Genomic DNA, 14,089 nt, shown 5'->3' with positions numbered 1-14,089 from the left:
AAGGAGGCCATTGCCGTATGGGATGCGAAACACGCCCCACCGGCAATGGCCTTCTTGGTATGTGCAACACGTGAAAGAGGCGGGATCCCCCATGACCACCAAGGCCCAGAAGAGCGACGACGGCAAAGTGCGCGGCCGGTTTCTGCTGAAGCTGTCCGGAGAGGCCTTCTCCGGTGGCGGCGGCCTGGGCGTCGACCCCGACGTGGTGCACAAGATCGCCCGCGAGATCGCGGCCGTCGTGCGCGACGGTGCGCAGATCGCGGTCGTCATCGGCGGCGGCAACTTTTTCCGCGGCGCCGAACTCCAGCAGCGCGGCATGGACCGGGCCCGCTCCGACTACATGGGCATGCTCGGCACCGTCATGAACTGCCTCGCCCTCCAGGACTTCCTGGAGAAGGTCGGCGTGGACTGCCGTGTGCAGACCGCGATCACCATGGGCCAGGTCGCCGAGCCGTACATCCCGCTGCGCGCCGTACGGCACCTGGAGAAGGGCCGTGTGGTCATCTTCGGCGCAGGGATGGGCATGCCGTACTTCTCCACCGACACCACCGCCGCACAGCGCGCCCTGGAGATCGACGCCGAGGCGCTCCTCATGGGCAAGAACGGCGTGGACGGGGTCTACGACTCCGACCCGAAGACCAACCCGGACGCGGTGAAGTTCGACCACCTCGGCTACGGCGAGGTCATCACGCGCGACCTGAAGGTCGCCGACGCCACGGCCGTGACGCTGTGCCGCGACAACAAGCTCCCGATCGTGGTCTTCGAGCTGCTGGCGGAGGGCAACATCGCGCGCGCCGTCAAGGGTGAGAAGATCGGCACGCTGGTGGGGGACCCCGGCAGCCGGGACTGAGACCCGAGAACCACCCCGTCCGGGGGACGGACGGGACGGAGCCGGGCCGGGGGATGGACAATGTCCCGCCGGTCGGGAACCGTTCAGAAGAAGACGCGACGCAGCCGGCCGCCGCCCCACATGGAACTGCAGCCGGGCCTACTCAAGACACGCAGGAGCAAGTGGTGATCGAAGAGACCCTCCTCGAGGCCGAGGAGAAGATGGAGAAGGCCGTCGTGGTCGCCAAGGAGGACTTCGCCGCGATCCGCACCGGCCGTGCGCACCCGGCGATGTTCAACAAGATCGTGGCCGACTACTACGGCGCGCCGACGCCGATCAACCAGCTGGCCTCGTTCTCCGTGCCCGAGCCGCGTATGGCCGTGGTGACCCCCTTCGACAAGAGCGCGCTGCGCAACATCGAGCAGGCGATCCGCGACTCCGACCTGGGCGTCAACCCGAGCAACGACGGCAACATCATCCGGGTGGTGTTCCCCGAGCTCACCGAGGAGCGCCGCCGTGAGTACATCAAGGTCGCCAAGGGCAAGGGCGAGGACGCGAAGATCTCGATCCGCTCCGTGCGCCGCAAGGCCAAGGAAGCCATCGACAAGCTGATCAAGGACGGCGAGGTCGGCGAGGACGAGGGCCGCCGTGCGGAGAAGGAGCTCGACGACACCACCGCGAAGTACGTCGCGCAGGTGGACGAGCTCCTGAAGCACAAGGAAGCGGAGCTGCTCGAGGTCTGATGAACGACTCTTCCTGGGGGGCGCCGCCACAGGCCGGGTACTGGGGGCCCACCGACCAAGGGCATGGTCACGGGCACGTCCAGGGTCCGGGCCACGGGCACGTCCAAGGGGCCGCTCCGGCGGGTCCCGCATACGATGCGTATGAAGCGCCTCAGACTCGCCCCATGCCCATCGTGCCCGACGTGACCGACTTCGGCGGAAACCAGGATGACGACCGGGGGGCTGCTCGGCTGAGCGGCGCCCCGGTCCGAAACGACACGAATCCGGAGCCCATGCCCGACGCCTCGCAGCCGGCACCCAAGCCGCCGAAGAAGAGCGCGGGTCGCGACCTGAGTGCCGCGATAGGGGTCGGTGTCGGTCTCGGTGCGGTGATCGTCGCCTCGCTGTTCGTCGTCAAGGCCGTGTTCGTCGGTGTCGTCGCCGTGGCCGTGGTGGTGGGCCTGTGGGAGCTGACCAAGCGGCTGGAGGAACGCAAGGGCATCCGGGCACCCCTCGTGCCGCTCGCGCTCGGCGGTGCCGCGATGGTCGTCGCCGGGTACGTCCGGGGTGCCGAGGGCGCGTGGGTCGCGATGGCGCTCACGGCGCTGGCCGTCCTGGTCTGGCGCATGACCGAACCACCCGAGGGCTACCTGCGGGACGTCACCGCCGGCGTCTTCGCGGCGTTCTACGTGCCGTTCCTCGCGACCTTCGTCGCGATGATGCTGACCGCGGACGACGGGGCGCAGCGGGTGCTCACCTTCCTGCTGCTCACGGTCGTCAGCGACACCGGTGCCTACGCCGTCGGCTGGCGGTTCGGCCGGCACAAGCTCGCCCCGCGCATCAGCCCCGGCAAGACCCGCGAGGGCCTGCTGGGCGCGGTCTCCTTCGCCATGGTCGCGGGGGCGCTGTGCATGCAGTTCCTCATCGACGACGGTGCCTGGTGGCAGGGACTGGTGCTGGGCCTCGCGGTCGCGGTCACCGCCACGCTCGGCGACCTCGGCGAGTCCATGATCAAGCGGGACCTCGGCATCAAGGACATGGGCACGCTGCTGCCCGGCCACGGCGGCATCATGGACCGGCTCGACTCGCTGCTGCCCACGGCTCCGGTGGTGTGGCTGCTGCTCGTACTGTTCGTCGGGTCCGGCTGAAACGACCGCTGCCGGTGAGCCCCTGCCCTGATGGGCAGGGGCTCACTGTCGTCCCGGGGAGACGCCCGGGAGTCCGAGGTGGGACGATGCAGGTGTACCTCCCGAAACCTCCCGAAGTCTCCCAAGGAGGCCGTCATGGCCATCATCCGAGAGAGCATCGACGTCGACCGCCGTCCGGAGGAGGTCTACCAGTACGTCATGGACACCCAGCGCATGCCGGAGTGGCAGCTGAGCGCCGTGTCCGCGGAGCGCCTCGACGCGGGGCCCGTCGGCATCGGCACCCAGGTCCGGGTGACCCGGCACATCGGCCGTCGTGTCATGCCGATGACCATGGAGGTCACCGAGTACGACCCGCCGCACAGCTGGGGTATGCGCGGCGTGGACGGCCCCGTCCGGGCACAGGTGCACGGCGAGGTCGAGCCGTACGACGAGGGCCGGCGCTCCCACGTCACGATCGACATCGACTTCGAGGGCCACGGCATGGGCAAGGTCCTGGTCCCCCTCGTCGTACGCCCCCAGGTCCGCAAGGAACTCCCACGCAACGAGCAGCTCCTCAAGGATCGGCTGGAGCAGACGGGGGAGTAGGACGCTCCGCCCCCGGGGGCACGCCTCAGCGTCGCCGGGGGAACTTCCAGCCGTTCTGGCGCAGCTTGAAGAGGATGAACACTCCGCAGAGGGCCCACACCCCGAGGAAGGCCCACTTGAACCACGGGGGGCCTTGCCACTTCTCCGCCAGTTGAACCGGTGCCGCGTAGAAGGACGTCATTGCTCGCGCTTGCCCGGCGTCATGAGCAGGAACACTCGGTTCCGTCGGCCGGGGCCGTAGGTCACCTGAATCGATCTGCGACACTGGTACGGCCATGCCTAAGCCCGGAGAACTGATGTGCTCCGGGCATGAAGAAGCCCCCTACCAGCGGTCTTGTCGCCAGTAGGGGGCTGTCTTGTGCCCGGTGGGCCGTCCCTGGGCCGTCAGGGCTCCTGGGCCGTGCCGAAGACACCGTCCAGAGCCCGGCGGGCGCGCTCGGTGCTGCTGGGCATCAGGTGGGCGTACACCCGCAGCGTCATCGCCGGATCGGAGTGCCCGAGGTATTCGCTCACGGCCTTGATGCTCTCGCCCGCGTCCAGGAGGACCGAGGCGTAGAAGTGGCGCAGGGCGTGCATTCCGTGCTGCCGGGCGGAGGCGTACGGCTTGCCGGGTTCGGGCGTCGGGATGAGGCCGGCGGCGGCGAGGGCGCGCTTCCACTCGTGGACGTTGAAGTTGCTTCGCCAGACGATTCCGTCGGCCGTGTTGGTGAAGATCAGACGTCGTTCGGTGAGTGGGCCGTCCGGCCTCCCCCAGGGCAGCTTGATGCCCACGGGCGGGTGACTCTCCATGTGTCGGCGCAGGGCGGAGGCGACCGAGGACGGCAGCGGTACGTCACGCTCCTTGTTGCCCTTGGGCGGAGCGAAGACCGCGACGCCCCGGATCAGCTTGACCTGAGCGGTGACCCGAAGGGTGTCGCTGTCGAGCTGCAAGGTGTCTTCGGCCAGACCGATGATCTCGCCCTGTCGGAGGCCGCAGCCGCTGCCGACGTCGACCATGGCTTGGTAGCGCTCAGGCAGGGCGGCTCGGACCGCACGTACCTGGGACGGGAGCCAGGGAACGACCCGGGCAGTCGAGACGGCGGGCGGGCGCACTGACGCTGCCGAGCACGGGTTCCTGGCGAGGAAGCCGTCATCCACGGCGGCCGAGAGGACGGCACGGACGTTGGCGTAGATGTTGCGGGCGTAGGTGCCGCCCATCGGCCCGTTCTCCAGGTCGCGCACGAACTCGCGGATGTGGACTGGACGGAAAGACCCCAGCGGACGCGCCCCGAGACGAGGGAAGGCATGCAGCCGAAGACGCGTCTCCACCCCGATTCGTGTGTTCAGGTCGGTCGTCTGACCGGTGATCCAGCGCTCCGCGTACTGCTGAAAGGTTGTCTGGGCTGCCCTGGGGTCCACGTACTGACCACGGGACATGTCGGCAGCCGTCTCGGCCAGCCACTCTTCCGCCCGGCGCTTCTGACGGTCTGGGAAGGACTTGCTCTTCTCGGTGCCGTCCGGGCCTACGTAGCGGGCCCGGTAGCGGAGTCCGTTGCCGTAGCGTTCGGTCTTGACCCTTACCGGCTTGCCGTCGGGGCCCGGCTCGGTCTTGTACCAGCGGTCTTGGACGTGCCCCGCCATTAGGCGGCCTCCTCGAGCTGGGAGTCGACCCAGGCCCGTATGTCGTTCGGGTCGAAGCGGAGATGCCGGCCGACTCGGAAGCCGCGGGGGCCGGTGCGCTTGCGGCGCCACTGGTAGACGGTCTCGACGCTGGGCAGTTCGAACATCTCGACCAGGTCCTCAGGCGTCAGGAACCGGTTCGGCAGCTCTGAGGCCATGGTCACCACTCCTCTTCGATGAGTTGGTCGCGTAGGGCTTCGCGGGCGGTTTCGCGGTTGCGTTGGAGGTCGCGGGCGACGGTGGCGGCGAGGGCGGATTCTCCGGGGGTGTGGCCGTGTCCGGCGTACTGCCAGTCGGCCAGGACGAGGACGGTGTCGGGCTCGCGGTCTTCGAGGCCGAGGGCGGCGTGTTCCTGGGCTGCGCGGTAGTCGGCGCGGGCCTGGCGGAGGGCGCCGAGGGTGGTGGAGTAGCGGCGGGACTTGGAGGAGAAGTGGCCGCGAAAGCCGAGCATGTGAGCCCAGGCCCACAGGCGCCGGTCGGGGTACAGCGGATCGAGCACCTTGCAGGCCTCGATGAGGCCGCGGGTGTGCTCGGGTACGCCGTGGCGGTCGAGCTCGGAGAGTTCGCCGATACGCCGGTCGAGGGTGCCGGTGTTCTCGGCGGCCTTGGTGGCGTACTTGGCCACATAGGAGGCGACCGCCTGCTCGGTGATGGCGGAGCCGTCGCCGAAGGCCTTCACGGGCCGGACGTCGAGCTGGGTGCCCCAGCGGAAGGTGCGGGCGGGCTGGTCCTCGGCGGCCGGGACGGAGACCGAGGTGTAGGAGTGCGCGGCAGCTGCACGGATGGAGTCGGCGAGGAGGTCGACCGTGGCCCAGGCGGGCGGTGGAGTGTCGGGTCCGTCGGGGCCGTCGACGCGGATGACGGCGTGGAAGTGCACGGCGCCGCGCTTCTGGAACTCGGCGACCTTGCCGTAGGAGAGGCGGGCGCACTCCTTCAGCTCGCGTTGGGTGATGCCGGCGCGGGCGGCTATCTCGCGGCGGAGCCGGTTGGTGAAGCGCTGCCAGAGCTGCCCGGCGTGGTTGTTGAACAGCACGGCGCCCGCGTAGTCGTAGGTGGCCGGGTCGAGGGCGGTGCCCAGCTCAGGGGCGTCCGGGGCGTGGCGAACACCGCAGCGGCAGACGCCATGGTCGGGCCGGTTGTGGACCCGGCCGAAGGAGGGTGCGGTGAGGGTGGCGAAGACGCGGGGGTGGTCGCGGACGGTGGATGGGATGTCGCGTCGGCCGGTGCGGCGGATCTGCTCGTGCCAGCGGTGGTAGTCGGGGGCCGAAGCCACCCTCAGCAGGTCGCCGAGGGTGGTCGGGTCGAGCAGGTCAGGCACGCGCACCCTCCCGGACGCGGCGGGCGGGGACGGTGCCCTGGCCGTCGCAAGCCCGGCAGTCGATGGTGAGCGTGGGCAGCTGGCCGTGCCGGTCGCGGCTGCCGGTGGTGATGGCGGCGGTGGCGAAGCCGTCGCAGTTGGGGCAGATGCGGGGCGTCGGTGTGGCGGTGGGGTGCGGCATGCTGGGGGTTCCTTCCGGTTCGTTGGATCGGACAGGGACGGCGCCCGGAGCGGATGAGACTTGGCGGTTGATGCCGCTCCGGGGGCCGGTCAGCGTCGCTTGGTCTCGGAGGCGAGCAGGGAGCGCAGGACGACGGCGCAGACGGCGAGCGAGGCGCCGGTGATGGCGACGGCCAGGAGCATGGAGACCAGGACGGCGCCGACGACCAGGACCACGGCGGTGCCGCCGCCGACGAGGGCGAGCGCGGTGCCGGGGGTGAGCTGCACCGTCGGCCGGGACGGCGCGGGGACCGGGGCCACGGGTGCGGGGGGCGGGGTCTGGGCGGCCGGGACGATGGTGGTCGGCTCGACCACTGCGGGCGTGCTGACGTGGCCGGTCGGCGTGGGCATGGTCGGGATCTTCGGACGGAACATCAGCGGTTCTCCCTTCCGGGGTGGTTACTTGATGAAGGTGTCGATGGCGGGGGCAAGGACGCTGTCGGCGAGGAGGAAGCCGCCGAGCAGCAGGACGGTGATGAGCCAGGCGGGCGGGCGGATGAGCTTGACGCCGAGGTAGCCGACGACGAGCAGGGCGAGCCAGAGCGGTACTTCCATGGCGGAGGGCCTCCTAGCGGACGCGGCAGCGGTGGGTGCGGGCGGCGAGCTGGGCAGCGGACTGGCTGGAGTAGTCGGAGGACCAGCCGCAGCGGTCGGCGGTGCACACGGCGGCGTACTTGGTCTGGCCGTGGCGGTCGCGGTGGGTGCCGATCTGCACCGGGCCGATGCGCATCACAGAGTGGAAGTGGTCGCGGGCGGGCATGTCAGTCGGTCTCCTTGCGGGTCAGGGCCGGGTCGGGGAACGCGGCGCGGATAGCGGCGGCGGTGGCCGGGTCGGCGGTGCGGCGGGCAGCTTCCTCGGCGAGCAGGTGCGCGAGGAGCGGCCGGTTCGCGGCGGCTATCTCGTAGGCGGCGTCGAGGTGGTCGGCGGCGGTCAGGTCGGCCGGGTCACTGGTCATGGCGTGGCTCCCGTCGATGTCAGGCGAGTTGGGCGGCGATGGCGTCGGCGAGTTGGGGCGGGACGCCGAGGCGGGCGCGCAGGGTGTCGGTGTCGATCGGGGTACCGGTGCGGGCGTGGTGGTCGTCGGCGACCTTGCGGGCGTGGTCGACCAGCGCGGCCGGGACCGGCGAGGCCGGAGCGGGCTCGGCTGGGGCAGGCTCAGCCCGGGCGGGCTCACTAGCCGGGAGGGCCGGGGTGTGGTCGACCGCTGGAAGCGGCTCGGGCTCAGGCTCGGGGTCGGTCTCGGTGACCAGTTCAGGCCCCGGCTCGGTGCCCGGGGTTGCGGGTGCCGGCGGTTCCGGCACTGGGTCTGTGGCGGAGTGGGCGAGGAGGGTACCGCCCATGAAGGCCAGGGCGGGCCAGGCGGCCACGAGGATGCGCAGCCAGGCCGGGACATGGTCGAGGTCGAGGAGTCCGGCGGTGGCGACGTTGGCGCCGAGGGAGGCGACCAGGGCGATCACGAACCAGCACCAGGCCAGCCGCGACGGTCCATCGACACGGAGCCGCCGCCAGGCAGCGACCAGGAGCAGGTCGACGCTGATCGGGTAGGCCCAGGCTTTCCAGCCGTCCTGTCCGGCAGCGGCGGCTAGGTCGTGGAGGTGGGCGAAGGACAGCGCCCCTGCGATGACGGCCTGGACCAGGACGGCGTCGACGCGGAGAGCGGGGCGGGCCATCACGGCTCCTTCCTGTCGTGAGGCATGGGAGGGGTAGGGACCTGGCGCGAAGCGGTCGCGCCGACCGGAGATGACAGATGGATCAGGCGGTGGCAGGTGCCGTCTTGGACAGCGGGCCCCGGGCCGAGGGCAGCGCCGCAGCCGCGGGCCGGAACGGCGCCAGGGCAGGCACCTCGGGGGTGCGGTCGGCGTACTTGTTGCAGGTGTTCACGGCCTGGCGCAGCGAGGTGTGCGGAGCGCGGATGCGGTGCCAGCCACCGGTCGAGTCACCGGCGATCGCTATGCCGCGTGTCTCAGCGGGGATCTGGATGGCGGCCAGGACGGCGTCCGGGGAGATGTCACCGAAGGCCATGTTGGCGGAGGTTTCATCGTTGACGCGGTGGGCGGTGCGGCCGGTGAGCTGGGCCCGGAGCATGGTGATGCCCTTGCCGAGTTCGGACCCGAAGCGCTGCCCGCAGATCTCCAGGTAGATACCGGCCGCGCGACCGAGCTGGGCGAGGCGCACGAGGGCGGTGATGATCCGGTCGCGGCGCTTCTCCTCTTCCTTGCTGGCGAACAGGGCGAGTTCGGCGACCTCGTCGACCAGGACCACGACCGGGACTGGGCGGATGTTGTCGGGCAGGTCCCAGATGTCTGCGGCGATCTCCGCATCCGGCACGGCGACGCTGATGCGCTGCTCGGCTCGGATGAGTTGGGAGTCCGGCGACCAGGTTGCGCTGGTAGACGGACTTGCCGGACTCCGTGGCCCCGAGGGTCAGGCCGTGGGGGACGGCGCGGTAGTCGCGGTAGTGCACAGAGCCGTCCTCGCGCAGCGCGACCGGCACCCGCATCGGACGCGTGTCGGTCTTGGCGGGCATCTGGACCTGCTTGAGCACGTCATAGCCGGTCATTCGCACTTCAACCACACCGGAGCGGACCTCTCGGGAGGTGACGCCGTACATTGCGAAGGAGTGGCGCAGCCGGTCGGTAGCCGCCGCCACGTCGAAGGCGTCCTGGCCGGGGCGGAGCTTGAGCCGCAGGACCAGGCCGGTCCGTGTGGGCCGAAGCCGCAGGATGCGCGGCACTCGGGACTCGGGCACCGGACGGTTGGCCACCCGGGCCAAGGCCAGCCGCCAGCGCGAGGGCGGGACCGTCAGTCCGCAGGCGTCCATGACCGAGGCGTAGCGGACCAGGACCCGGACCGAGGCGACGAAGACGCCGAAGGTCAGCCAGTACCAGGCGGGGCGCCGCCACCGCAGGAGACCCGCAGCGGCGACGACCACAACCACGGCGCCCATGAACCAGGTCATGATCAGGCCGCCTCGGATGCCGAGCCGGTGGCGGCCAGCGAGGTGACGGCGACGGCGCGGAAGGCGATGCCGTGGCGCTTCTGGCCGTTGAACTCGTTTTCCCACGGCCTGGCGATCAAGCCCGTCAGGGCGACCGGGGTGCCCATGGCCAGGTCGCTGGAGATACCGGGCTCCGGGACGGTGATGGACAGGATCTCGACTTCGTCGTTGGCCGCGAAGATCACGTCGACGGTCATCAGCTTGACGCCGTCGGCGTCGGTGGCGATCTCACCGGTCCGGCGGTCACGGACCTTGGGCTGCGGGGCCTTGGCGACCATCACGGTCGCGCCGGACGTCTCAACGGGGATCTGACGCATGAGTGCGCTCCTAGCTGTCGTCGAACTTGACGTACTTAGTACGTCGACCTGTCACGAGAGTGCACCTGAAGTACTTAGTACGTCAAGTGGTTCTCGACTGTTGTCGGTTGGATGTGCTGCACTTAGTGCGACAAGCACTGAGAGGGGCTATGGCCGAGTTCACCGGACGCGCGAAGTACCTGGAGATCGCTGACGACTTCAAGCGCCGCATCCGCCAGGGAGAGCTGGCTCCAGGCAAGAAGCTGCCGTCCGAGACCGAGCTGATGGCAACGCACGACGTCTCTCGCACGGTCGCCCGGCAGGCGATCTCACGCCTTCGCGAGGACGGCTACGCGATCTCCCACCAGGGCAAAGGCAGCTTCGTCACTCTTCCCGACGAACCTCGACCGGCGAAGCACAGCCCGGAGTTCGAGGAGATCGCCGGATACCTGTCGGACGTCCGCCAGGAGGTACGTCGGCTCGCCGAGCGGATGGATCAACTTGAGCAACTGGTGCGGAACCAGGCGCAAGACGACTGACCAACGCCTCAGCTCGATTCCCGAGCGCGGCCACCTCCTCGCCAAGCTCTCTGACCTCCCTGATGAGTTCGACCACTTCGGCCGGGGTCAGCGGCATCGCGTGGCTCCTTCGTCGTGGTTCGACCTGACAGTCCCTGGGGTTGTCAGCAACGCTAGGAGCGGGTCGCCGGAGTACCCCGGAAAAACTCTCCGGGGTTCCACATAGAGACGGGGGGACGCTCTTGCCATGCGAGGAATGACGACGAACCTGACGATCGGCGAACGCGTTGCCTGGTACCGCCGCAGGCGTGGCATGTCCCAAGAAGTCCTGGCCGGACTGGTCGGCCGAACCGTCGACTGGCTGAGCAAGGCCGAGAACAACCGGATCGAGCTGGACCGGCTCTCGGTCATCAAGTCGCTTGCCGATGCACTCGACGTGACCCTGGGCGACCTGCTCGCCGAGCCCACCCTGTTGGACTGGACAGCCGACAGCGGCAAGCGCACGGTGCCGGCACTTCGCTCGGCCCTGATGAACTACCGCCAGCTGACCCCTCTTCTCGGAGTCACGACCGAGGGCGAGCCCACCTCACTCGACGAACTCCGCAGCAGCGTCGCCGAGGTATGGGACGCCTACCAGGACTCGCGCTACGCGTTCGCCACCCGCCGTCTCCCGCTGTTGCTGGCCGACGCGCTCATCGCGGCCCAGGCCTACCAGGGCCGGGAGCGCGAGCAAGCGCACGAACTTATGGCGATGACCTACCAGGGCGCGGCCATGGTGCTCACCAAGCTCGGCGAGGCCGATCTGGCGTGGATCGCAGCCGACCGCGGCTTGGCCGCCGCCCAGCAGTCCGGCAATGCCGTGGTGACCGGGTCCCTGTTCCGCTCCGTCGCCCACTGCCTGCTGTCCACCGGCCGGTTCGACACCGCCACGCAGCTCGTCGGCGACGCAGGGGAGTACCTCCGCCCCGGCCTGGACGATGCGAACCCCGAGTTCCTGTCGATCTACGGAACCCTGTTCCTCGCCGGATCCATGGCGGCTGCACGGGCGGAGGACCGCGCCACGACCCAGACCTTCCTCACCGAGGCCGACCAGGCAGCCCGGCGGCTGGGAACCGACGCCAACCACGTGTGGACCGCTTTCGGCCCGACCAATGTGGCCATCCACCGCGTAGCCACCGCCGCAGAGCTGGGAGACATGCAGGTCGCGGTGAATCTGGGCCCGCAGATCGACACCAGCGCGCTGCCGACCGAGCGCCGCACACGCCACAACCTCGAAGTGGCCCGAGCCCTCAGCGCCCACAACCGCATGGACGACGCCTTGGCGAAGATCCTCGAAGCGGAGAGCTGGGCCCCTGAGCAGGTACGGAACCACTACCTCGCGCGCGAACTCGTGCTCACCTGGGTCCGGAACCAGAAAGGCCGGCCGAGCCGCAGCCTGGCGGACCTGGCCAACAGGCTGCATGTCATCTGAGCTGGGTAGTCTCGGCTGCATGGCACTGAACGCACAGGAAGCGAAGATGGCGCATCCGCGCATGGCAGCGGGTGCGCTCTTCTTTGATGCCGCAGGGCGGGTCCTCATGGTGGAACCCACGTACAAGGACTACTGGGAGATCCCCGGCGGGTACGTCGAGACCGGCGAGTCTCCGCTGCACGCGGCCGTCCGAGAGGTCCAGGAAGAGCTGGGGATCAAGCCGCCCATCGGGCGCCTGCTCGCGGTCGACTGGGCCCCGAACGAGGCCGAGGGCGACAAGGTGCTGTACCTGTTCGACGGCGGCCAGCTCAGGCAGGAGCACCTGGCGGCGATCGTTCTGCAGGCCGACGAGCTGAAGAGCTTCGCCTTTCTGTCCTCGGAGCAGATCACGGAGCGCACCATCCCGCGACTGGCCCGACGCATCCTCGCGGCGGCCGAGGCAAAGTCCGAGTCTGCCCCGGTCTACTTGGAGCATGGCCAGAGGCCGGAGAGCCGAGCTGCGTGATCACGCAGGACTGACCGCAGTGCGGTAAGAATTTCCCTACATCCATCAAGAGCCCGCGCACGGCGCGGGCACGCGCCGCCTCTGCGGCGCGGCCTGCCTCCTGTCTGCGCCCCGGCTGGCCGCGCCCGGCGGCGCGCTGGCGAGCTGCGGGCACGAAGCGGTAGACACCCTCTGTGGCTGGGGCGGTCGGCTCCGCGGCTTTAGGCAGCCACTTTGGGGCGAGCCTCTAAGATCATGGCCCCAACGTCGTGCTTTAACGGGCAGGTCCACAGACTGCCCGACTCGCCGGAAGCTTAAGGGGCCATGATCACTCGCCCCAAAGCAGCTCCAGCCCAAAGCCGCTCCGCCGACCTGGCGGGTCAACCTGGCGAGTCGGTACCTTCTGCCAAAGGCCACTCGCGCGTCCCCCACCGAATTTCGTCAAACAGCGATTCAAACTCTTTGTCGCTGGATACTGGGAATGTTGCGAAAATGTCGAGCAATCTCCATGCTGCCCAGGTTACCGAGTCCTGCATGTCTCTCAAAAAATTGCCTTCGCTGAGCTTGCGAACTTCACCGCCGTGGGCGACCGTACTTCTCACCGAATAAAATTCCTCATGTTCTTTCGCGCGTCGTGACCTCATTTTGGGGTCTCGTTCAAGCAAGGCGTACCGCTCTTTCATGGCCCGTCCAGGAAGAGCAGATTTTGATCCCAGGAGAGCGTCCAGTGCCACGCCCGCCGCCAGTGCTGCATCATCCTGGGCTGAAGCCCAATAACTTTCGGCGAACCAGCGAGCGGCGACATGCAGTCGACGCAGGAAGCTATTCTCTTGCGTAAGGCATGTCTCGACGGCGGCACGGAGTGAATCGTCCGCTAGTAGTTCCTTCAAGGGGATTGGATCTTCTCCACGCCACTGGATGCCACCGTTGTTTCCCATAGCGTCTATCACCAGTGGGTTTGAGTACAGTTCCACATGGTCGCCCGACTCTCTGAGGCTGGTCTCGACAGCCTTCCGGTCCAGTGTGATCCCTCTGAGGCCCGGGCGATTCGTGTCGCCCCTGAGGGACCACAGACGACGATCGCTTTTATTCGTGACGAGCATCATCGTCAAGTCCACCAAGGCCTGAAAGTTCCTTGCCGCTTGGCGGCGCGCCTTGCCACGTTGTCCCGGAACGAGTGTGGCAAATCCGATTCGCGGCTCCCTGTGTTTTAGGTCCCCCACGTAGGCCGCAATCCGCTTTCTGTGTGCCGCCCCACGGCCTCCCAGATTTTGCACTGCATCAACAAATGCGTCATCTAGGAGACCGACTACATTCTTTTTTCCCATTCTTATCGGATCCCCGGTCCATGCAATGTTGGAAACCGGGAAAATGACGACGGATGGTTCTGTGTAGAGAATGCGCGCTAGTAGTCGCCTCGCTCTATCTTCCGGTCCTTCTGATCTGTAGACAAAGGCAATGAGTGTCGCTAGGTATCCCCAAAGTTCTTCCAGATTCCATCGGTCGCGCACCTGTGACTGTTTAGAGAGTAATGCGTGAAGCTCTTCCAGTTTCTCAACGCCTGCTTTAGATAGACGAATCGGGCCGTTCGGTGAAGAGATGGCGGCGTTCTCAGAGTGTCGGTACGATTCGCTGCACCAGCCATAGTCCCACGGTTTTGGGTTATCTGAGGATTCGGCGTCGGCGGCAGCATTCAAAACTAGTTCTGTTGCCTTGGTGTGTACTTTGTCCATGGCGGTAGTCTGGCAGTTCCGGATCCCACAATCAGCCGATTTACGGAAAGATGTCGCTACCGGAGAGCGGGCCGCCGCGTCAGCCTCTGGGCCGTCCCTGGGCCGTCC

At 68.2% G+C, this 14,089-nt stretch carries 19 protein-coding genes and 1 pseudogene; 7 read left to right on the top strand and 13 right to left on the bottom strand.

Features of this window, described 5'->3' with window-relative positions; all coding sequences use genetic code 11:
- Window positions 1-91: 91 nt before the first annotated feature.
- The 4 genes from pyrH to OO68_RS34120 all read left to right on the top strand — a co-directional run bounded on the left by pyrH (window position 92) and on the right by OO68_RS34120 (window position 3,284).
- Window positions 92-850, top strand: a complete 759-nt coding sequence (gene pyrH, locus OO68_RS34135; RefSeq protein ID WP_003993277.1) for a UMP kinase — start codon at window positions 92-94, stop codon at window positions 848-850.
- Window positions 851-1,014: 164 nt separating this feature from the next.
- Window positions 1,015-1,572, top strand: a complete 558-nt coding sequence (gene frr, locus OO68_RS34130; protein WP_006136598.1) for a ribosome recycling factor — start codon at window positions 1,015-1,017, stop codon at window positions 1,570-1,572.
- Window positions 1,572-2,699 carry a phosphatidate cytidylyltransferase gene (locus OO68_RS34125; protein WP_078625623.1) on the top strand — a complete coding sequence of 376 codons (1,128 nt, stop codon included), beginning with the start codon at window positions 1,572-1,574 and terminating at the stop codon, window positions 2,697-2,699. The genes frr and OO68_RS34125 overlap by 1 nt, the downstream gene beginning before the upstream one ends.
- A 135-nt stretch (window positions 2,700-2,834) precedes the next feature.
- Window positions 2,835-3,284, top strand: a complete 450-nt coding sequence (locus tag OO68_RS34120; protein WP_033313133.1) for an SRPBCC family protein — start codon at window positions 2,835-2,837, stop codon at window positions 3,282-3,284.
- Window positions 3,285-3,309: 25 nt separating this feature from the next.
- On the opposite strand, the gene OO68_RS46430 is transcribed toward OO68_RS34120, so the two are convergent.
- The 12 genes and pseudogenes from OO68_RS46430 to OO68_RS34070 form a co-directional block, all read right to left on the bottom strand.
- The gene (locus OO68_RS46430) at window positions 3,310-3,465 is read right to left on the bottom strand and encodes a hypothetical protein (protein ID WP_157852779.1); all 156 of its coding nucleotides are present in this window, start codon (window positions 3,463-3,465) and stop codon (window positions 3,310-3,312) included.
- A gap of 203 nt (window positions 3,466-3,668) precedes the next feature.
- Entirely contained in the window at window positions 3,669-4,904 is a 1,236-nt protein-coding gene (locus OO68_RS34115) for a tyrosine-type recombinase/integrase (protein ID WP_033313131.1), read from the bottom strand.
- Window positions 4,904-5,101 (bottom strand): helix-turn-helix transcriptional regulator, encoded by a 198-nt coding sequence (locus OO68_RS34110; protein ID WP_033313130.1) that lies wholly within the window; start codon window positions 5,099-5,101, stop codon window positions 4,904-4,906. Before OO68_RS34110 ends, OO68_RS34115 begins: the two co-directional genes overlap by 1 nt.
- Before the next feature lie 2 nt (window positions 5,102-5,103).
- Window positions 5,104-6,261: a replication initiator gene (locus OO68_RS34105; RefSeq protein WP_033313128.1), complete on the bottom strand. Its 1,158-nt coding sequence runs from the start codon at window positions 6,259-6,261 to the stop codon at window positions 5,104-5,106.
- Window positions 6,254-6,442: a hypothetical protein gene (locus OO68_RS34100; RefSeq protein ID WP_033313127.1), complete on the bottom strand. Its 189-nt coding sequence runs from the start codon at window positions 6,440-6,442 to the stop codon at window positions 6,254-6,256. Before OO68_RS34100 ends, OO68_RS34105 begins: the two co-directional genes overlap by 8 nt.
- 89 nt (window positions 6,443-6,531) lie before the next feature.
- Window positions 6,532-6,855 (bottom strand): hypothetical protein, encoded by a 324-nt coding sequence (locus OO68_RS34095; protein WP_033313125.1) that lies wholly within the window; start codon window positions 6,853-6,855, stop codon window positions 6,532-6,534.
- A gap of 24 nt (window positions 6,856-6,879) precedes the next feature.
- Window positions 6,880-7,035: a hypothetical protein gene (locus OO68_RS45765; RefSeq protein ID WP_106974487.1), complete on the bottom strand. Its 156-nt coding sequence runs from the start codon at window positions 7,033-7,035 to the stop codon at window positions 6,880-6,882.
- 13 nt (window positions 7,036-7,048) lie between these two features.
- Window positions 7,049-7,240, bottom strand: coding sequence for a mobile element transfer protein (locus tag OO68_RS34090; protein ID WP_031108984.1), 192 nt, complete (start codon window positions 7,238-7,240; stop codon window positions 7,049-7,051).
- Window position 7,241: 1 nt separating this feature from the next.
- Entirely contained in the window at window positions 7,242-7,436 is a 195-nt protein-coding gene (locus tag OO68_RS34085; protein WP_033313123.1) for a hypothetical protein, read from the bottom strand.
- A gap of 19 nt (window positions 7,437-7,455) precedes the next feature.
- A complete protein-coding gene (locus OO68_RS34080) occupies window positions 7,456-8,151 on the bottom strand; it encodes a DUF2637 domain-containing protein (RefSeq protein WP_033313122.1) in 696 nt (231 codons plus the stop codon).
- A gap of 82 nt (window positions 8,152-8,233) precedes the next feature.
- A pseudogene (locus OO68_RS42610) lies at window positions 8,234-9,440 on the bottom strand (FtsK/SpoIIIE domain-containing protein).
- 2 nt (window positions 9,441-9,442) lie between these two features.
- Window positions 9,443-9,796: an SCO3933 family regulatory protein gene (locus tag OO68_RS34070; RefSeq protein ID WP_033313121.1), complete on the bottom strand. Its 354-nt coding sequence runs from the start codon at window positions 9,794-9,796 to the stop codon at window positions 9,443-9,445.
- Between the two features lie 149 nt (window positions 9,797-9,945).
- On the opposite strand from OO68_RS34070, the gene OO68_RS34065 reads away from it, so the two are divergent.
- The 3 genes from OO68_RS34065 (at window position 9,946) to OO68_RS34055 (ending at window position 12,269) form a co-directional block, all read left to right on the top strand.
- Window positions 9,946-10,314, top strand: coding sequence for a GntR family transcriptional regulator (locus OO68_RS34065; protein WP_033313119.1), 369 nt, complete (start codon window positions 9,946-9,948; stop codon window positions 10,312-10,314).
- 235 nt (window positions 10,315-10,549) lie between these two features.
- Window positions 10,550-11,764, top strand: a complete 1,215-nt coding sequence (locus OO68_RS34060; protein WP_033313117.1) for a helix-turn-helix domain-containing protein — start codon at window positions 10,550-10,552, stop codon at window positions 11,762-11,764.
- Between the two features lie 19 nt (window positions 11,765-11,783).
- Window positions 11,784-12,269 (top strand): NUDIX domain-containing protein, encoded by a 486-nt coding sequence (locus tag OO68_RS34055; RefSeq protein WP_033313116.1) that lies wholly within the window; start codon window positions 11,784-11,786, stop codon window positions 12,267-12,269.
- A 359-nt stretch (window positions 12,270-12,628) separates the two neighbouring features.
- On the opposite strand, the gene OO68_RS46425 is transcribed toward OO68_RS34055, so the two are convergent.
- Window positions 12,629-13,981 (bottom strand): HEPN domain-containing protein, encoded by a 1,353-nt coding sequence (locus tag OO68_RS46425; RefSeq protein ID WP_157852778.1) that lies wholly within the window; start codon window positions 13,979-13,981, stop codon window positions 12,629-12,631.
- Window positions 13,982-14,089: the final 108 nt, after the last annotated feature.

Source organism: Streptomyces iakyrus (assembly GCF_000717055.1).
Taxonomy (GTDB): domain Bacteria; phylum Actinomycetota; class Actinomycetes; order Streptomycetales; family Streptomycetaceae; genus Streptomyces; species Streptomyces iakyrus.
The sequence above is the reverse complement of the archived record's forward strand: the minus strand, read 5'-3'. Positions and strand labels throughout refer to the sequence as shown.